The following is a 17,722-nucleotide window of genomic DNA, read 5'->3' on the forward strand; positions in this document are numbered from 1 at the left end:
GAGTATATTTTAGTCTAACGCTTGCAGGCCTGTTATAATGTCTTAATAGCGACATTGGTATTTATTTGTCTGCCAATATTTTTGGCACGCGATAAAAATCCTGCTCCCGTTGGGGAGCTTGATTGAGAATGTCTTCGCGCACATTGGTCGGGGTGACGCCGTCCTCGCGGGTGACGTTCACCACTTCTACAGCGCGCGTGGTGGGGGGCACATCAGTAGTGTCGACGGCCTCGAGCTGACTGACGTAATCCAGGATCGGTTCAAGCTGCTTGGTGTATGTCGCGATCTTGTCGTCCGCGAGGTCCAGTCGCGCCAGCTTCGCCACCTTGCGAACGTCATCGGCAGAGATGCGGCTCATGTTTCGCTTAAAAATCTGCAGAGATCCTCGCTCAGAGCCGAGGCGGCCGTGTTGATCAAGGAAGCACCCTGTTCTGCGGTGGCGAGGGAGGGATGCGAGCCCATGCGCCCGTCCGGATGACGGCGCCGGAAATCCTCAGGACCATGAATTGGCCCCGCAGGTGCTGGATCCGGCAGAGGCCGTTGCTTTCTGACGAGTGTGGGTTCCAGCTGCAGGGTGACGGCGATCTCGCTGGGGGTGGCGTGGTGGCCTTCCTTATCGCCGTAAAGGTCGCGAGCTTCTCGCATCACTGGTCCGGCCATGAACCAGTTGGAGAGACGGCAGCGCAGCTTCGAAGCCACCGGTAGGTCTCGACTGGCGGCGGTGCCGTGGGCCTGGGCAAAGGCTGCCCTGGTGGTGGCGATGTTGCCGCCATGGCCATTGATCACAAACACGCGCTCAAAACCGTGTCGGGCCAACGACAGCACGAGGTCGTGCAGCACAGCCAGCAAGGTGGCGGGTTGAAGGCTCATGGTGCCCGCGAAACCCAGGTGATGTTCCGCCATGCCGAAGGCCTGGGCTGGTGTCACCAGAACTCCAGTGCGCCGACCGACTTCCAGGGCTATGGCTTCCGCAGTGAGAGCATCGGTGCCGATGGCTCCGGTGGGCCCGTGTTGTTCGGTGGATCCAAGCGGGATGATCACGCCCTTGCAGTGCTCGAGGTAGGCCTCAACTTCCGGCCAGCTGCGCAGGGCGAGTCTGATGCCTTCGGCGTTGTCGGCGGGGCCTGGATAGGAAGCGGGCATCGCTGGCTTGGCAGTGGTTTGATGATCGCTCAGCTCGGCCTTGATCAGTGGGCCGTACCGTTCCCGTCGTACTTGTCGGTGTTGTAGTAACCGCCTCGGGTTCCGAAGAACAGGCAGGCGAGCGGGAACAGCACGATGCTGCCAAGCAGCACGGTTCCCAGATTGAAGCCGGAGAGAGCGGCGTCCATGCAGTGCTCGATAGTTTCTTCAGCTTGGCGGAAGTGCAGCCAGCGTGCAGCCCATCAAGGGGACTCTGTTGACAATTCCGCGCCCTCTCCAGGGACATCCAACCAACTCCGTAACCATGCCGTGAGCCAGATGAACGGCATGGTGTCGGCGAGAGCGGCCAACAGTTTGAACAGATATCCCCCGGCGATGAAACTCCCAAGTTGTGGCAGCAGGGCTTCGTCCGGATTCACGGGCAGCACGTGGGCGGCGAAATGGCTGATCAGCACCACAGCGCTGGTGTCCACTAGCTGACTCACCAAAGTGGAGCCGTTGTTGCGCAGCCAGAGCGCTTTGCCATCTGTGAGCTGTTTCCAGAAGTGGAACAGCCGCACATCAACGAACTGGGCCGTGAAATAAGCCACCATCGAGGCTCCGATGGATCCGAAGCTCAGGGCCTGAATGTTGCGGAAGGTTGTTTCGTCGCTTCCCGGCATGGCTGGAAGCAGTCCACCCAGCCAAAGGATCAGCAGGACCCAGCCATTGAGAAGAAGACCCACCCACACCAGCTGATTCGCTTTCTGTTCCCCCCAGAGCTCACTGATCAGATCGGTGCATAAAAAGGTGATCGGATATGGGAGAGCGCCGACGGCTACCACGATCGGCCAGCTGCCGATGGTGCCCAATTGCAGAAAGCGAGTCAGGCCAAGGATGTTGAGCATCCCGAGCGTTCCGAGAAACAGGCCTGCCAACACCAGGAACACGCCATCGCGCCGGGCCTGGAGGCTGCTGCTCATGGCGGTGGAGCTTCCGTGCTGCTCAAAGCCTGGCGAAACGGTGGCACTCTGTCAGCAGGATGAAACCAATTCCTTTCGACTTCTACGCCCGCCCAGCGGAGGTGGTGGGACCTGACTTGATTGGTTGCAGATTGGTCAAACGCCAAGCGGATGGAAGCCTGTTCTGGGGCGTGATTGTGGAAACGGAGGCCTATTCCCAGGATGAGCCCGCTTGCCACGGTTACCGCCGACGCTCACCGCAAAACGAAACCCTGTTTGGCCCGCCAGGGCGCTTTTATGTCTATGTCAGTTACGGCATCCACCACTGCGTGAATGTGGTGACGGATCGCGACAACTGGGCCAATGGAGTGTTGCTGCGAGCCGTCGCACTGCCGGATGAGCCAGAAAGGGCGGCAGCAGGCCCAGGGCTGTTGGCGCGTCGTTTCGGATTGGATCGCCACCATGACACCCTTGCCTTAACCGGTGAAAATGACGTGTGGCTGGCTGCTTGGCCGGCGTCCCTCGCCCGCCCCACGCTTGTGACCACAACCAGGATCGGTATCTCTAAGGGGGAAGACCTGCCCCTGCGCTGGTATCTCCAGAACAGCCGCAGCGTGAGCCGCCGCGCCAAGGGAGATCGCATGCCAGCGCGGATTGACGCATGGTCCCCATCCGCTCAGGAGGGGAGATGAGCGGTTGGCATCACCGCCACATTCTTGATCTGGCGGCCTTCTCCAGAGAGGACTTCGTCGCCGTGCTGGAACTGGCCCAGCGTTTCAGCTCTCTGCCCGTCACCGGCGTCCGTCGCTTGCCTGCGTTGCAAGGACGACTCGTGGCCACGTTGTTCTTTGAGCCCAGCACAAGAACCCGCAGCAGCTTCGAGCTAGCCGCCAAACGCTTGTCTGCGGATGTGCAGAGCTTTTCGCCGTCCAGCAGTTCCCTGAGCAAGGGGGAGAGTGTGCTCGACACGGCGCGCACCTATGTCGCCATGGGGGCTGATGTGCTGGTGGTGCGGCATCGTTCCACAGGGGTGCCTCAGCAACTGGCGGCGGCACTTGAGCAGTCCGGAGACCGCACCGTGATTCTCAATGGCGGTGATGGCTTGCACAGCCATCCCAGCCAGGGGTTGCTTGATCTCTACACGCTTGCCCGTCAGTTTGATCCTGCCCAACCAACGCCGGATGTTCTCCAGGGCAAAAGGGTCGTGATCGTTGGAGACATCCTGCATTCACGGGTGGCGCGTTCCAATCTTTGGGCACTCACGGCTTGTGGTGCGGATGTTGTGCTCTGCGGTCCTCCCAGTTTGTTGCCGCAGGCATTTGAGAACTTCGTGGATGCGCCTCCGCCAGGGCAGCCTTCAGACCCCGTCTTGAACAGAGGGCAGATCAGCGTTGAGAGAAGCCTGGAGCAGGCCCTCCCCGGTGCCGATGCAGTGATGACCCTGCGGCTGCAGAAGGAACGGATGAGCCAGCAGCGGCTCACGGATCTGTATCGCTACCACCGCGACTACGGCCTGAGTCGGGAACGCCTCAAGCTCTGCGGAAAGAGCGTGCCCGTGCTTCACCCCGGCCCTGTGAACCGGGGCGTGGAAATGGCCAGTGATGTGCTGGACGATCCCTCGATCTGCCTTGTGGAAGAGCAGGTCCGCAACGGTGTTCCCATCAGGATGGCGCTGCTCTATCTGATGGCTGCCGCTGAATCAGCAGCGGAGCCTTCGCTGGTCTCGAGCAGTTCCTGAGTTTTTGGGTACCCCGTCAGTTGATGGGAGTAGTAGTCCATCGCGGCGGTGAGAGCAGCATCCGGAGACGCGATCGAAGGACCCTCTCCCGCCTTCATCGGGAAGTGTGCATCGGCCGCGTCGATGGCGAGATGCTGGCTGGGCATGCCGGTCAGCAGCATCGCGGCGCGCTGTTGTGTGAAAAGAGCGAAGATCCATTTGATCGACAGGGAAATGCGGTTTTCCCAGCCGGGTATCAGCACCAGGTGAACAAACGCCCAGAGCAGCCAGCCGATGCCTCCGGCAAACTTCAGGCCACGCAGATCAGCAATGGCCGTGGCTCGATCCAGCACCGCCATGCTGCCGAAATCGAAGTAGTTGAAGGTCGGGCGTGATCGATTAGCGACGATGGCGGCGATGTCCTTGCCGATGAAGGTGCCCGCCTGCTTCGCGGGGGCAGCCATGCCGGGAAGAGGTTTGCCATTGCTGGTGTGGCTGTAGCTGCTGAGGTCCCCTGCAATGCGGATCTCAGGGTGGTTTGGGATCGAGAAATCCGGCTCGACAATCACCCGACCCCCCCGGTCCACCTCGCATCCAGTGGTTTCACTGAGTTTTTTGCCCAAATGGGAGGCACGCACACCGGCTGTCCAGATCACCGTGGCTGCCTGGATGCGAACGTCTCCATCCGGGGTACCGACGATCACCTCACCGGGACGCATGGTCTGCACGCGACCCTTGGGCAGGAATTCGACGCCGTCGTCCTGCAGGGATTTCAGAGCTGCCTTGGAAAGCATCTCCGGCATGGCCCGCAGCACGCGGTCGCCGGGATCGACCATGACGATCCGGGTTTTGTTCGGATCGAGCTGCTTGAAGGCGTTCTCCATCGCCCAGCGCATCAGTTCCGACACAGCTCCTGCCATTTCGCAGCCGCTAGGTCCAGCACCGACGATCACCACGGTTTGAAGAAATTCCCGCGCCTCTGGATCCGGTGTCTGTTCGGCTTGCTCCATCGCCATCAGCAGCCGGCGGCGGATCTCCTCGGCGTGCTCGAGAATCTTCATCGGCGGAGCGAAGGTGCGCCAGTCTTCATGGCCGAAGAAGGTGCTGCCTGATCCGGTGGCCAGCACCAGGTAGTCGTAGCTGAGAGCCTTGCCGTTGAAGACGATCTGTTGGCCTTCCGGATTCACCTGGGTCACTTCCCCCAGCAGCACCTGCACATTCCGCTGAGTACCAACCAGTTCACGCAAGGGCGTGGCGACATCTCCGCGGGAGACCAAGCCCGTCGAAACCTGATAAAGGAGCGGTTGGAAGAGATTGAAATTGCGTTTGTCGATCAAGCTGATTCGGACATTCACATTCTTGAGCGCTTTGCAGGCATGAACGCCAGCGAAACCACCTCCGACGATGACGACGTGGGGGGCACTGCGCAGATGTTCCTCAGGGGGTTCGAGCTCAAGAAAGAAATGGTCGCCGGCCATGGCGCGTCCGATTGTCGTGATCTCAGCTCAGGCTATGAATCTCGAACTGATTTGTCTGTGTCCGTTGAAGGTCAGGCTGTGATCAGATCAGCTTGAAGGCTTCCAGAAACAGTCCATACAGCAAGCCGATCCGGCTCAGATCTAACAGTTGAATCACAACAGGCACGGGTCTCCGTGTTGTCCTGCTCCGTCGCAGTCGAACGGTGAGCTCGCAGCTCAACACCACAATCAAGGCAACCACCGGATCCATCTGCCCCAGAACGCCGGCAACGGACGTGATGACGCTGCCAACAAGAAAGCCGATCAACAGGGCGATCAGCTGCAGGGAAAGTTTTCGCCAGGGATTGACGACCCAGGTTTCCAGCCTGGAATTCACCAGCCCAACATTGTTCTGAAGACGCGTGGACTGCAGTCGGATCGCCATCGTTTGATGGGGAAGAGGCAGGGAAGCTTTCCGGTGATCCCCATCACCCGGCCGAGCCCTGCCGCACCATGTCTACACCAGACTTAGTGGTTGTGCAGGTTACAAGCCCTACAGATAGGGGATGCCAATAAAAAAGCCCGGGATAATCCCGAGCCGGACGATGGGGACTGGCGAAGCAAAGCCTGCCTTGATCGGTTTGGCAACCCGCCCTTTGGCAGTTAGCTCGATTCCGCTTTGGCCTTACGCGACGACTTGCCTTCCAGAAGCTCCAGCAGTGCTTCCATCTGTGCCATCACGCCGCGAACTTCTCCTGCCTCAGGCAGGAGGCCGTCCTCCATGACGCCCTGGTGCATTTCTCGCAGCTCCTGACGGATGTAGCGCAGGTGGCTGACGACCTGCTCACGCTTCGACTGCGACATCGATAACAGGAAATTTCACTCTTCCCTTTTACCCCATGATGTGTCAGCGCTGCGTCGACGTCGGGATGGTGAGACCACCGGCCAGGGCCACAAGGGTGAACGTGATCAGTGCAGCAGGTCGCACAAGAACACTGAGCAGCACAACGCTTGCAAGGATTGTTAGCAATGAGAAACGTCGCCTAATCAGGGATCGAAGTTTCATCTCCCAATCGGCTGTGTTTTGAAATGGAGAATAGGGGAGTTGAACCCCTGACCTCTGCGGTGCGATCGCAGCGCTCTACCAGCTGAGCTAATTCCCCTTGCCGGAAAACTAGCCGTCAGTGTCGGAGCGAGAATAAAGAGATTGGTTCTCGCCGATGCAGACCGCCTCCAACCCATCGTCCGGTTCCAGCGATCCGATCACCCCTGAACGCCTGGCTGCCTTTGATGAAGCGTCCATGGCTGAGTTGGCTCAACGTCTTGATGAGGATGACTATCCGACGCCGTTCGCCGGCCTGTCCGACTGGCATCTGTTGAGAGCACTCGCCATTCATCGCCCAGAGCTGACCAGGCCCTACCTGCACCTCGTGGATCAGGAACCCTTTGATGAGGACTGATGTCGGCGCTCTAAAGGGACGACGCGTCCTTGTGGCAGCCAGCGGCAGCATTGCTGCGGTCAAGACCCCGCTGCTGGTGAGTGGTCTGGTGCAAGCCGGTGCTGAGGTGCGCTGTCTGCTCACCCCCAGTGCCGAACAACTCGTCAGTCCTGTGGCGATGGCCACCCTCAGCAGACATCGCTGTTATCGCGACCAGGATCAATGGGATCCAAGCCGTTCCCGTCCACTTCATATCGAACTGGCTGAATGGGCTGAGCTGATGGTGGTGGCCCCGTTAAGTGCCACCACCTTGGGCCGCTGGTCGCAAGGTCTGGCGGATGGTCTGCTGGCGAGCACATTGCTGGCCTGTGAAAGGCCAGTGCTGGCAGCTGTCGCCATGAACACCGCGATGTGGAGGCATCCAGCTGTTCAGGCCAACTGGGAGTCGTTGCAACGGCTGCCGGGTGTCATCCCCCTGTCGCCGACGGCCGGACTGCTGGCCTGCGACAGGCTTGGTGACGGGCGCATGGCTGATCCGCTTCAGATCGAACTCGCCGTCGCTGCCTTGTTCAGTCGTCAAGAGGCTGAACTCAGTGTCGATCGCAGCTGGTCGGGCCGCCGCCTTCTGGTCAGTGCCGGGCCGACCCTCGAGGCGATCGATGCAGCGCGTCTGATCAGCAACCGCAGCAGTGGTCGTATGGGGGTGCTTCTGGCCCAGGTTGCTCGCTTGCGTGGCGCCGATGTTGAGTTGGTGCATGGGCCTTTGCAGGTTCCTCAGGCATGGCTTGAGGGCCTCGACTGCGAGCCTGTGGAATCGGCGGAACAGATGCAGCAGGCCCTCCATCGCCGGCAGGATCAGGCCTCAGCCCTGGCCATGGTGGCGGCGGTGGCTGATCTCAGGCGTTCGGATGGGGGACTGCCGTCCAAACCCCCCAAGTCGGGTCTGCCCCAACTCTTTGAGCAGGGCTGGGAGCCCATGCCGGATCTGCTTCGGGGCTTGGTCGATCGACGGCCGGCAGGACAGCGGATTCTCGGTTTTGCTGCACTGACGGGAGCCGATCACGACCTGCTGATGCGTGGAGGGCAGAAACGGGCCGGGAAGGGATGCGATTTGTTGATGGTCAATCCCATAGACCGCGCTGGTGAGGGTTTCGGTGAGAACCAGGCCAGCGGCTGGTTGCTGGGTGATGGTCTCCAGCAACGCGTGCCGTTGAAATCGAAATTGGCTGTGGCCCACCACCTGCTCGATGCCCTCGGCGAACTTCTCAAGACAACCACCAGTTGTTGAGACCTGCAAAAGACCAGCCGTGGAGACGGTTTAGCAGCTGTAAGATCGCGCTTGGATCGGCATGATCGCCCTTAACAGCCTTCTGGCTTCATCACTTATGCGCATTCGCTCTCTGCTGGCCGCTGTGCTGGCTCTCTGCCTCGCTTTCGTCACCACCGCCTGCAGCGGCGACAGTGAAGCTGTTCAGCGTGGTGGGTCGAATGTGACCTACGACGACATTCACAACACCGGCAAGGCCAACGACTGTCCCACCATCGCTGACTCGGCCCGTGGCTCCATCCCTCTCACCGTTGGTGGTCAGTACGAGTTGCGCGATCTCTGCATGCATCCGCTGCAGGTCTATGCCAAGGAGGAGCCAACCAACCGCCGTCAGGTGGCTCAGTTCGTTGAAGGCAAGATCCTCACCCGTTACACCTCGAGTCTTGATGAGGTCTACGGCGATCTCACCGTGACTGAAGAGGGTCTTCAGTTCCAGGAAAAGGGCGGTATTGACTTCCAGCCCATCACTGTTCTGGTTCCTGGCGGCGAGGAATTCCCCTTCACCTTCTCGAGCAAGTCGCTTGATGCCACCGCTGAGGGTGCCGCCATCACCACCAGTACCGATTTCGAGGGCAACTACCGCACACCGAGCTACCGCACCAGCAATTTCATCGACCCGAAAGGGCGCGCACTCACCACTGGCGTTCAGTACGCCCAGGGCCTGGTGGCATTGGGTGGCGATGACGAGCAGCTGGAGAAGGACAACAACAAGCGCTACATCGACGGCGTCGGCACCATGAGCCTGTCCATCACCCAGGTTGATCCTGAGACCGGTGAGTTCGCTGGCGTCTTCAGCGCCATTCAGCCCTCCGACTCCGACATGGGTGGCCGTGAGGTTGTGGACATCAAGATCAGCGGCGAGCTGTACGGGCGTCTCGAAACCCTCTGACGGCTGCAGCCTGGCTTAACCAATCGAGGGGCCTGCGGGCCCCTTTTTTGTGCTCTTTTCTTTCATCTGGGAGAATCTCGCCGCAAAGATCCCCCCGCCATGACCGTCAGCGCTACTCCGTCCACGCAGGACTCAGGCGTGATCGCTCCTTACGGAGGCACCCTGGTCGATCTCATGGTGTCGCCAGATGAGCGTGAGGCGGTCAAGTCGAGCGCCACCACAACGCTGGAGTGCTCCGATCGCAACGCCTGCGATGTGGAGTTGCTGGTGATCGGTGGCTTCTCGCCGCTGCGCGGCTTCATGCATCAGGAGGATTACGACGCTGTCGTCGCCGGTCATCGCACCGCCTCCGGGCAGCTCTTCGGTCTTCCGATCGTGATGGACACCGATCGAGAGGATGTTGCTGTTGGCGATCGCATCCTGCTCACCTACAAGGGGCAGGATCTGGCTGTCTTCGAAGTCGGGGATAAGTGGGAACCGAACAAGGTTGTTGAAGCCAAGGGCTGCTACGGCACCACATCGCTGGAACATCCTGCGGTGCGCATGATCTCAATGGAGCGCAGGCGCTTCTACCTGGGCGGCACCCTCCAGGGACTGGCGCTCCCTGAACGGGTGTTCCCGTGCAAAACGCCTGCTGAGGTGCGAGCTGGTCTGCCAGCGGGTGAGGATGTCGTTGCGTTCCAGTGCCGTAATCCGATTCATCGGGCGCACTACGAGCTGTTCACACGGGCGTTGCATGCCCAGAACGTGAGCGAGAACGCCGTTGTTCTCGTCCATCCCACCTGTGGGCCCACCCAGCAGGACGACATTCCCGGGTCTGTTCGCTTCCAGACCTATGAGCGACTGGCTGGAGAGGTCAACAATGATCGAATCCGCTGGGCTTACCTGCCCTATGCGATGCATATGGCCGGCCCCCGTGAGGCCCTGCAACACATGATCATTCGCCGTAACTACGGCTGCACCCACTTCATCATCGGCCGGGACATGGCTGGATGTAAGTCATCACTCAGCGGCGATGACTTTTACGGCCCCTACGACGCGCAGAACTTCGCCAAGGAGTGCGCACCGGAGCTCACGATGGAGACCGTGCCATCGCTGAACCTCGTCTACACCGAGGAAGAGGGCTACGTCACCGCTGAGCATGCCGAGGCTCGTGGCCTGCATGTGAAGAAACTCAGCGGCACTCAGTTCCGCAAAATGCTGCGCAACGGAGAGGAAATCCCTGAGTGGTTCGCCTTCAAAAGCGTCGTGGACGTTCTTCGCTCCGCATGATCTCTCAGGAGAGCATTAACATTCCTTCACTTCTGACGGGATTGCCTTGAACAAGCGCTGGCGGAACATTGGCCTCTACGTCCTCCTAGTAGTGGTTGTGGTCGTTGTTGGAACGGCCTTCCTGGATCGTCCTGATCCAGCGACAACGGCACGCACCCTGCGGTACAGCGACTTCGTCGAAGCCGTCCAAGAGGATCAGGTCAGTCGAGTGCTGATCTCACCGGATCGTGGTACCGCTCAGGTGGTTGAGAACGATGGACGGCGCGCCGAAGTCAACCTTGCTCCCGATAAGGAACTGCTTGGGATGCTCACCAAGCACAACGTTGACATCGCAGTTCAACCCACCCGTCAGCCTGGTGCGTGGCAACAAGCAGCAGGGAGTCTGATCTTCCCCCTGCTGCTGCTGGGTGGCCTGTTCTTCCTGTTCCGCCGCGCCCAGGGCGGCGGCGGCGGCAACCCCGCGATGAATTTCGGCAAGAGTAAGGCCCGGGTTCAGATGGAGCCCTCCACCCAGGTCACCTTCACAGACGTCGCCGGCATTGAAGGGGCCAAGCTCGAACTCACCGAGGTGGTCGACTTCCTCAAGAACCCTGACCGATTCACGGCCGTGGGCGCCAAGATTCCCAAGGGTTGTTTGTTGGTTGGCCCTCCAGGTACAGGTAAAACCCTTCTCGCCAAGGCCGTTGCTGGTGAAGCAGGAGTTCCCTTCTTCTCGATTTCCGGTTCTGAATTCGTCGAAATGTTCGTCGGGGTAGGCGCAAGCCGGGTCCGCGATCTCTTCGAGCAGGCCAAGAAGAATGCCCCCTGCATCATCTTCATCGACGAAATTGATGCTGTTGGCCGTCAGCGTGGTGCAGGTCTCGGCGGTGGAAATGACGAGCGCGAGCAAACCCTTAACCAACTGCTCACTGAAATGGATGGATTCGAGGGCAACACCGGCATCATCATCATTGCGGCCACCAACAGGCCCGATGTCCTCGACGCCGCTCTGTTGCGTCCCGGCCGTTTCGACCGTCAGGTGACCGTCGACCGTCCTGATTACGCCGGTCGTTTGCAGATTCTCGGCGTTCACGCCCGCGGCAAGACTCTGGCCAAGGATGTTGATCTCGACAAGGTGGCCCGCCGGACGCCTGGCTACACCGGTGCTGATCTCGCCAACCTCCTCAACGAGGCGGCGATCCTTGCGGCACGTCGTGAACTCACTGAGGTGAGCAACGACGAGATCAGTGATGCAATTGAGCGGATCATGGTCGGCCCTGAGAAAAAGGACGCCGTGATCAGTGAGCGCAAAAAGCGGCTTGTGGCTTATCACGAGGCTGGTCATGCCTTAGTTGGTGCCTTGATGCCCGACTACGACCCCGTCCAGAAGATCTCGATCATTCCTCGCGGTAACGCCGGTGGTCTCACTTTCTTCACTCCCAGTGAGGAGAGGATGGAATCAGGCCTCTATTCACGTGCTTACCTTCAGAACCAGATGGCTGTTGCTCTTGGCGGCCGCGTCGCCGAAGAAATCATCTACGGCGAAGATGAAGTGACAACCGGAGCCTCTAATGACCTTCAACAGGTTGCTCAGGTGGCTCGTCAGATGATCACCCGTTTCGGGATGAGCGACAAACTCGGTCCCGTGGCTCTTGGTCGTTCGCAGGGTGGGATGTTCCTTGGACGGGACATCGCCGCAGAGCGTGATTTCTCCGAGGACACCGCCTCAACAATCGACCAGGAGGTCTACGACTTGGTTGATGTCGCTTACAAGCGTGCCACCCAGGTTCTTGTCGACAACCGTTCAGTTCTTGATGAACTGGCCGACCTTCTGGTTGAGAAGGAAACCGTTGACGCTGAAGAGCTTCAGGAACTGTTGATCACCCGTGACGTTCGCGTTGCTGAGTACGTCTGACATTCCCTGCTGACACGCACTGGCTGCGTCACCAGGACAACCTGATTTTGTCGTTGTCCTCGCAGCCGGTGCTTCTTGTGGTCCGTCCTCAAGAGATGGATCTCAACCTTGAATCCGGTGAAAGTCCGTTGATTCAATGCCTTGAACCTTTGCATGCCTCCGGACTGCTGCATGTGGAAGTGGCCTGGAGTGATCATCCAGGCTGGATGGGTTTCATCAAAGCTCTGCAGAGACGCTGCCCCGGTTTTTTGCTTGGTGCAGCATCCGTTGTCCATCAAGGGGCCCTTGCTCAGATTCGTTCCCTTGGCTTGTCGTACGCCATGGCGCCGGTCTGGAACCCAGAGCTTCAGCAGATCGCCAGACAACAAGGCCAGTTGCTGGTTCCTGGCGTGTTCAGTCCGAGCGAGGTGATGCAGGCGATCGGTGCCGATTACCGGATCGTGAAGCTGTTCCCTGCCGCTGACTTGGGCTGTCAATACTGGGGGCGACTGCGAGCCCCGCTCGGGTCTCTTCCCTTCGTTATCGCTGCCGGAGGCCTTGGTTTCAAGGATGTCTCCAGCTGGTTGGAGAGCGGCCACGGGGCTGTGGCCCTTGGCCGCAGCGCGATTCAGTCCGATGGTGTTGATCCCGCCTTGCTCCATTGGCTGCGACGGTCGACATCAAGAACCTGACGACGCCCAGTGGTTGTCGTGAGACCAAAGTGCTACAGATGAGATAGCTATTGCCCGGCTTCATGTCTCAGCTCACCATCAAGCTCAGCGATAAAGCTGATGCTCTCATCGCTCAGCTGCAGAAGGAGATCTTCAATCGCCGTCGCAAGAAGGTGTCGGCATCTGGAGTCGTTGAAACCCTTGTGGAAAGTGGTGCCAAATCCCAGTCCGACAAACGCTTCGCAACCTCCTGGACGAATCTGATCAAGGACATCGAAAAAGCTGCCAAGCTGGCTTACGCCCACGGCAGCAAGCCCTCCACGTTGTCCGACGAGGAATGGGCCCTCGTTCTCAGTCATCGCAGCCGTGGCAGCCGCCGCTCAAGCAGCAAGGCCAGCAACAGCACCCGTGTCGCCGGAACGCGGGCCCGCCGCACCGTGAAGAAAAAGGTGGCCGCTCAGAAACCTGCCCGTCGCACCAGGACCCGTAGCTCAGTGTCTGCTTCCGCATCTGAGGCGGCTACCGCCAGCAGCAACGGCAAAGCGCCTGTGGCAGCCAGCTGAAACTCACCAGAGACTGCATTGTCCCTGTTGTTTCAGCAGATGGTCGGCCAGAACAAGGGCGACCATCGCTTCCACCATCGGCACGGCTCTCGGTAAGACGCAGGGGTCGTGCCGACCCTTGGCTGCAAGGGTTGTGGCGTTCCCATCCGAGTCGACGGTCTGTTGTTCCTTGCGGATCGTCGCTGTTGGTTTGAACGCCACCCGCAGCACGATCGGCTCACCGTTGCTGATTCCTCCCTGGATGCCTCCGGAGTTGTTGGTCGCCGTGCGCAACCGTCCGTCCTCACTGGGAAGAAAGGCGTCGTTGTGTTCGCTGCCCCTGAGCAAAGTTCCATCAAATCCGGAGCCGATTTCAAAGCCCTTGGTGGCGGGTAGGGACATCACGGCCTTCGCCAGATCCGCCTCCAGCTTGTCGAACACCGGCATGCCCAATCCGATGGCGGGATGACGGACGACGCACTCAATTACACCGCCGCAGGAATCCCCCTCGCGTCCGATCGACTCGATGCGCTCGATCATCTGCTCGGCAACAACTGGATCCGGGCAGCGAACAATGTTCGACTCGATCGCCTCCGCCGTCACGCTCGCCGGATCGATCGATGCCTCAAGACTGTGAATCCGTTTCACCCAGGCCAGCACCTCGGTGCCTGAGGCTTTGCGCAGCAGCTGCTTGGCGATGGCACCCGCTGCCACACGTCCGATCGTCTCTCGCGCTGAGGCGCGACCTCCTCCACTGCGAGCCTGGATTCCGTACTTGGCCTGGTAGGTGGCGTCCGCGTGGGATGGCCTGAAGGCCACGGCCATTTGCGTGTAGTCGCCGGGGCGTTGATCCTTGTTGCGAACCAACATGGCGATCGGCGTCCCCAGGGTGGTGTCGTCCATCAGTCCGCTCAACACCTCCACCCGATCCGCTTCTTTGCGTGGAGTGGTGATGTGGCTCTGGCCTGGCCGTCGTCGATCGAGCTCAGCCTGCACCGCATCAAGATCCAGATTCAGTCGAGGCGGACATCCCTCGACAATCACGCCAACTCCACCGCCATGGGATTCGCCGAAGGTGCTGACCCGGAAGAGATCTCCGAAGCTGCTGCCCATGACCGTTCCTCGCTCGTTGGAGCCTACGTAGCCGCGCTGTCAGGCGTCTTCAATAATGAAGGAATGCCCTGCCAGGCCGAAGCAACGGTAAGGATCAAAGCCAAGATCCGGCCGTAAGACCTGCAGATCCTTGAGGGCGTTGCGGGCACCTGAGCAAGCGAAGCGAGTGCGTCAGTGTTGCGATGGTGTGGAAGGTCTTCCAGGCCTCGTTCATGCTTCGCAGGCGCCTGCCAGGACAGATTGGCGTAGCGCAAGGGAACGGAGGTGTTGGTCTGCTCTGACGGACGGATCTCAGCCTTGCATGGAGAGCTTTTGATTCACGCTTCCTAAAGATCCCTGAGCTCAGTGGACGAACGACTGGTGGATGTCCTGCATCAATTTGATGTTGTCCGAGTAATCAATGGGGATTTGAATCACAGCCGGAACCGTCTGTTGCAGCGCATCCAGCAGGACATCCTTGAACGCTTCGGCATCCGTCACGACGTATCCCTTGCAGCCGAAGGATTCGGCGAATTTCACAGCGTCGTAGTGCCCGAGCTTGATGCCTGAAACGCGTCCGTAGTGAGCTTTCTCCTGGAATTCCACCATGTCGTAGGACTGGCTGTCCCAGATCAGCAGCACGAATCTGCAGCCGATTCGCACGGCGGTTTCTAGCTCGGTGGCCGTGAACAGGAATCCTCCGTCGCCACAGACGGCGATCACTGGTTGATCGGGGTGGACCAGATTGGCGGCGATAGCCCATGGAAGAGCAACCCCAAGTGTTTGCTGGCCGTTGCTCACCAGCACTTGCCGTGCATGCTCCGTCGGCAAGTAGCGGTTCATCCAGATGTAGTGAGAGCCAACATCCAGGGCCACCGTGGTGTCAGGCGTAATTACCTGATGAAGCTCATGCACCACGCGAAGGGGATGCATCGGCATCCCCTTCATGCTGGCTCCCTCTGCAGCTGTGCTTGTGAGTTCGGCCGCCGATGCCGCCGCCAGGGCCTGGAAGTCAGGGTTGATGTCTGAACCCCCGCCGGCGCTCAACGCCTGAAGGGTGTCTGACAGATCTCCCACCAGCTCGACGTCGGGCAGAAAGGCGCGGTCCTGATCTGGTGGCTCGACATCAATGCTGAGCAGAGATCGGTTGTTGTCACTGTTCCAGATGGACGCGTCGTATTCGACGGGATCAAATCCGATGCAGATCACCCCATCTGATGCATCCAGAAGTCGATCCGCCGGTTGATTGCGAAACAGGCCAAGACGTCCGACAAACTGATCTGGAGCCACCCAACGACCGGCAGCCTGAAAGGTGCTGGCATACGGGAGTCCGCTGTTGCGGACGAAGCGCATCAGCGCCTCCGAGCAGGAGGGATCGGATGTCTGCAATCCGAGCAGCAGCATTGGCTGCTTCAGCTCGCTGATCCGCTTGTTGGCTGCGGCGATGAGATTGGCGGAAGCTGCTCCAAGTCGAATCGGCTGGCCCCATCGATCAGAGGGCTCGCAGTCGTTGATCTCACCCAAGCCGATGTCCTTGGGTAAACCGAGGAAGGCGGCGCCGCGCCGACCATGTTCGGCGGCTCGGATGGCATTGCCGAGGACCTCGGGCAGATCGTGAGCGTTGAGCGCCGTCTTGGCGTATTTCGTCACCGGCTCCATCAACGAGATGGCATCCAGTGATTGATGGCAGTGCTTGTAGCGGTCGTCTGTGGAGACTTCTCCGCCGATTGCCAGCACAGGGTCACCTTCCGTTGTCGCGGTTGCGAGCCCTGTCACGAGATTGGTGACACCAGGCCCTGATGTGGCGATGCAGACGCCGATCGTCCCCGTCATGCGGCCCATCGCCTGTGCCATGAATGCAGCGTTCTGCTCGTGTCTGCACAGAACCAGCTCGATTGGAGAATCGAGAAGAGCGATGAAAACGCTGTCGACCTTGGCCCCTGGAATTCCGAACACATGGGTGATCCCATGCGCTTCCAGGGTCTTCACGATGAACTCTGCGCCGTTCATCCATCTACGTCGATGAAGTCACGTTCTGACAGTCCATCGCGGATCAGCCTGTTGTGAAGAGCACAGTTTTCTGTCTGGTCAGACGCTCAGAGCAGATCCTCGCGGATGCCTCGGGGACGACTCGCAACGGGGCGATCCCGCAGCATTTCAAAATCGTCGAAGCTGAAACCCGGTCCAACACAACAGCTCACCAAGCTGTGGCTCCCCTGGCTGTGCGCTGCCATCCAGACACCGGCTTCAACAGCAACCACGGGGTTCTCGAGGCTCATGGAGGTTTCCCGTGAGCATTCGTCATGGTCGCAGTGCTGAAAAAGGCTCAGCGGTGCTCCGCTGATGAAGGTCCAGATTTCGTCGCCTCCATGGACGCAGTGCCAGCGACTGATGTCCTCCGCTCCAAGCAGAAACAGCACAGTCGTGATGGCGCTTCGCTGTTCTCCATCGGGGCGTCGGACGGAGATCCTGCTGCGCTGAACTTCTCGATACCAGCCACCCTCTGGATGGGGAGCAAGCTTCCATGCGGCGATCAGGGTCGGCAGGTGGTCAGTCATCGACGTCGAGGATCAGAGGCGGTCATCAACCGTGATCTTGAGCAAAGCTCCGATCAAACTGGATCAACGGTTGATCGACGTTGACGAGCGGCTCAGATCTTGAGTTGTTTTGGGCGGTCGTCCTCCACGGCTTTCAACAGGACATCGCACATCCAGTTCGCCGGCTTTGTTGGCCCGATGGACTCAATCAGCAGACAGAGACGAACCACCAGGAAGTTCCCGGGGAAATTGAGAAACATATCGGGATGGCGATTGGCAAAGTACTGAGGAATGAGTTGGGCTGTCCAAAGAACGAGAAGAGCACCCAGGAATCCAAATTTGAAGCAGATTAAATTAATCCAGTCCGGCAATTGCATTACTGGATAACTCGTAAAGGGTAGAAATTCCATGCCAGGGAATGATGTAATTTGTGCGATTACGAAGACAGTTAAGATGACAAAAAATTGACGCCCGGCGAGGTACTGTTGGGACCGAATTTTGCTGCAGATCAAGCGCATCACTGAATAGGCTTTCGGATACTCCGACTTCACACCTGTCAATTCATCAGGATTGCGATCAGATAAACTGACGATCGCAATTTGTGATCCCTCGAGGCTGCTTAAGAGCAGTAGTGTGAAAACTAACAGGAGAAATGTCAGCCATATTGGGCTTCCAAATACAAGCGTTAGTGAAGACTCTCCTGACAGGATTCCGAACAATACGATGTAAACTGTAGCGACGAGTAAAAATAGGCTAAATGCAAATGAAAAGAAGTTCTTCATAGTTTTTATGAAGCTTAGCCATTCGTTGCGGTGCGCAATC

21 protein-coding genes and 1 tRNA gene are annotated in these 17,722 nt (G+C 59.1%); 9 read left to right on the forward strand and 13 right to left on the reverse strand.

What is annotated here, in order from left to right; all coding sequences use genetic code 11:
• Positions 1–61: 61 nt before the first annotated feature.
• Genes gatC through SYN9616_RS0113310 form a run of 4 tightly spaced genes read right to left on the reverse strand, consistent with a single transcriptional unit; the run spans position 62 to position 2,105 of the window.
• Positions 62–358, reverse strand: a complete 297-nt coding sequence (gene gatC, locus SYN9616_RS0113295) for an Asp-tRNA(Asn)/Glu-tRNA(Gln) amidotransferase subunit GatC (RefSeq protein WP_028953533.1) — start codon at positions 356–358, stop codon at positions 62–64.
• The gene (locus tag SYN9616_RS0113300; RefSeq protein WP_028953534.1) at positions 355–1,143 is read right to left on the reverse strand and encodes a creatininase family protein; all 789 of its coding nucleotides are present in this window, start codon (positions 1,141–1,143) and stop codon (positions 355–357) included. The genes gatC and SYN9616_RS0113300 overlap by 4 nt, the downstream gene beginning before the upstream one ends.
• 44 nt (positions 1,144–1,187) lie before the next feature.
• Positions 1,188–1,331 (reverse strand): hypothetical protein, encoded by a 144-nt coding sequence (locus SYN9616_RS17730; protein ID WP_198015188.1) that lies wholly within the window; start codon positions 1,329–1,331, stop codon positions 1,188–1,190.
• A 54-nt stretch (positions 1,332–1,385) separates the two neighbouring features.
• Positions 1,386–2,105 (reverse strand): queuosine precursor transporter, encoded by a 720-nt coding sequence (locus SYN9616_RS0113310; protein WP_051411049.1) that lies wholly within the window; start codon positions 2,103–2,105, stop codon positions 1,386–1,388.
• 59 nt (positions 2,106–2,164) lie between these two features.
• Here SYN9616_RS0113310 and SYN9616_RS0113315 point away from each other — a divergent pair, with 59 nt between their 5' ends.
• Both SYN9616_RS0113315 and SYN9616_RS0113320 read left to right on the forward strand, forming a co-directional pair.
• Positions 2,165–2,776, forward strand: coding sequence for a DNA-3-methyladenine glycosylase (locus tag SYN9616_RS0113315; protein ID WP_028953536.1), 612 nt, complete (start codon positions 2,165–2,167; stop codon positions 2,774–2,776).
• Entirely contained in the window at positions 2,773–3,822 is a 1,050-nt protein-coding gene (locus tag SYN9616_RS0113320) for an aspartate carbamoyltransferase catalytic subunit (protein WP_028953537.1), read from the forward strand. Before SYN9616_RS0113315 ends, SYN9616_RS0113320 begins: the two co-directional genes overlap by 4 nt.
• Here the strand turns inward: SYN9616_RS0113320 and SYN9616_RS0113325 are convergent.
• The 5 genes from SYN9616_RS0113325 to SYN9616_RS0113350 all read right to left on the reverse strand — a co-directional run bounded on the left by SYN9616_RS0113325 (position 3,762) and on the right by SYN9616_RS0113350 (position 6,421).
• On the reverse strand, positions 3,762–5,279 hold the full coding sequence (locus SYN9616_RS0113325) for an NAD(P)/FAD-dependent oxidoreductase (RefSeq protein WP_028953538.1): 1,518 nt from the start codon (positions 5,277–5,279) through the stop codon (positions 3,762–3,764). The two genes, SYN9616_RS0113320 and SYN9616_RS0113325, sit on opposite strands and share 61 nt — an antisense overlap.
• An 82-nt stretch (positions 5,280–5,361) precedes the next feature.
• Positions 5,362–5,703 carry a DUF565 domain-containing protein gene (locus SYN9616_RS0113335; protein ID WP_028953539.1) on the reverse strand — a complete coding sequence of 114 codons (342 nt, stop codon included), beginning with the start codon at positions 5,701–5,703 and terminating at the stop codon, positions 5,362–5,364.
• A gap of 218 nt (positions 5,704–5,921) precedes the next feature.
• The gene (locus SYN9616_RS0113340; protein WP_028953540.1) at positions 5,922–6,122 is read right to left on the reverse strand and encodes a hypothetical protein; all 201 of its coding nucleotides are present in this window, start codon (positions 6,120–6,122) and stop codon (positions 5,922–5,924) included.
• Positions 6,123–6,165: 43 nt separating this feature from the next.
• Positions 6,166–6,324, reverse strand: a complete 159-nt coding sequence (locus SYN9616_RS17735; RefSeq protein WP_198015189.1) for a hypothetical protein — start codon at positions 6,322–6,324, stop codon at positions 6,166–6,168.
• 24 nt (positions 6,325–6,348) lie between these two features.
• A tRNA-Ala gene (locus SYN9616_RS0113350) sits at positions 6,349–6,421 on the reverse strand.
• A 57-nt stretch (positions 6,422–6,478) separates the two neighbouring features.
• Between SYN9616_RS0113350 and SYN9616_RS0113355 the strand changes: the two genes are divergently transcribed.
• From SYN9616_RS0113355 to SYN9616_RS15885, 7 genes are all read left to right on the forward strand, one after another.
• Positions 6,479–6,718: a DUF2555 domain-containing protein gene (locus tag SYN9616_RS0113355; RefSeq protein WP_028953541.1), complete on the forward strand. Its 240-nt coding sequence runs from the start codon at positions 6,479–6,481 to the stop codon at positions 6,716–6,718.
• Positions 6,708–7,985 carry a bifunctional phosphopantothenoylcysteine decarboxylase/phosphopantothenate--cysteine ligase CoaBC gene (gene coaBC, locus SYN9616_RS0113360; protein WP_037991057.1) on the forward strand — a complete coding sequence of 426 codons (1,278 nt, stop codon included), beginning with the start codon at positions 6,708–6,710 and terminating at the stop codon, positions 7,983–7,985. The genes SYN9616_RS0113355 and coaBC overlap by 11 nt, the downstream gene beginning before the upstream one ends.
• A gap of 97 nt (positions 7,986–8,082) precedes the next feature.
• Positions 8,083–8,913, forward strand: coding sequence for a photosystem II manganese-stabilizing polypeptide (locus SYN9616_RS0113365; RefSeq protein WP_028953543.1), 831 nt, complete (start codon positions 8,083–8,085; stop codon positions 8,911–8,913).
• Between the two features lie 99 nt (positions 8,914–9,012).
• The gene (gene sat, locus SYN9616_RS0113370; RefSeq protein WP_028953544.1) at positions 9,013–10,185 is read left to right on the forward strand and encodes a sulfate adenylyltransferase; all 1,173 of its coding nucleotides are present in this window, start codon (positions 9,013–9,015) and stop codon (positions 10,183–10,185) included.
• Between the two features lie 46 nt (positions 10,186–10,231).
• Entirely contained in the window at positions 10,232–12,079 is a 1,848-nt protein-coding gene (ftsH, locus tag SYN9616_RS0113375) for an ATP-dependent zinc metalloprotease FtsH (protein ID WP_028953545.1), read from the forward strand.
• A gap of 53 nt (positions 12,080–12,132) precedes the next feature.
• Complete coding sequence (locus SYN9616_RS0113380) at positions 12,133–12,750, forward strand: bifunctional 4-hydroxy-2-oxoglutarate aldolase/2-dehydro-3-deoxy-phosphogluconate aldolase (RefSeq protein WP_232200470.1); 618 nt, start codon at positions 12,133–12,135, stop codon at positions 12,748–12,750.
• 62 nt (positions 12,751–12,812) lie between these two features.
• On the forward strand, positions 12,813–13,292 hold the full coding sequence (locus SYN9616_RS15885) for a hypothetical protein (RefSeq protein ID WP_037991062.1): 480 nt from the start codon (positions 12,813–12,815) through the stop codon (positions 13,290–13,292).
• 3 nt (positions 13,293–13,295) lie between these two features.
• Here SYN9616_RS15885 and aroC read toward each other — a convergent pair whose 3' ends face one another.
• From aroC to SYN9616_RS0113405, 4 genes are all read right to left on the reverse strand, one after another.
• Positions 13,296–14,384 carry a chorismate synthase gene (aroC, locus tag SYN9616_RS0113390; RefSeq protein ID WP_028953547.1) on the reverse strand — a complete coding sequence of 363 codons (1,089 nt, stop codon included), beginning with the start codon at positions 14,382–14,384 and terminating at the stop codon, positions 13,296–13,298.
• Between the two features lie 342 nt (positions 14,385–14,726).
• Positions 14,727–16,373: an acetolactate synthase AlsS gene (gene alsS / locus SYN9616_RS0113395; protein WP_028953548.1), complete on the reverse strand. Its 1,647-nt coding sequence runs from the start codon at positions 16,371–16,373 to the stop codon at positions 14,727–14,729.
• 86 nt (positions 16,374–16,459) lie between these two features.
• On the reverse strand, positions 16,460–16,921 hold the full coding sequence (locus SYN9616_RS0113400) for a cupin domain-containing protein (RefSeq protein ID WP_037991065.1): 462 nt from the start codon (positions 16,919–16,921) through the stop codon (positions 16,460–16,462).
• 92 nt (positions 16,922–17,013) lie between these two features.
• Positions 17,014–17,682 (reverse strand): hypothetical protein, encoded by a 669-nt coding sequence (locus SYN9616_RS0113405; RefSeq protein ID WP_028953550.1) that lies wholly within the window; start codon positions 17,680–17,682, stop codon positions 17,014–17,016.
• Positions 17,683–17,722 lie beyond the last annotated feature (40 nt).

Origin of the sequence: Synechococcus sp. CC9616 (assembly GCF_000515235.1) — a bacterium.
GTDB lineage: Bacteria > Cyanobacteriota > Cyanobacteriia > PCC-6307 > Cyanobiaceae > Parasynechococcus.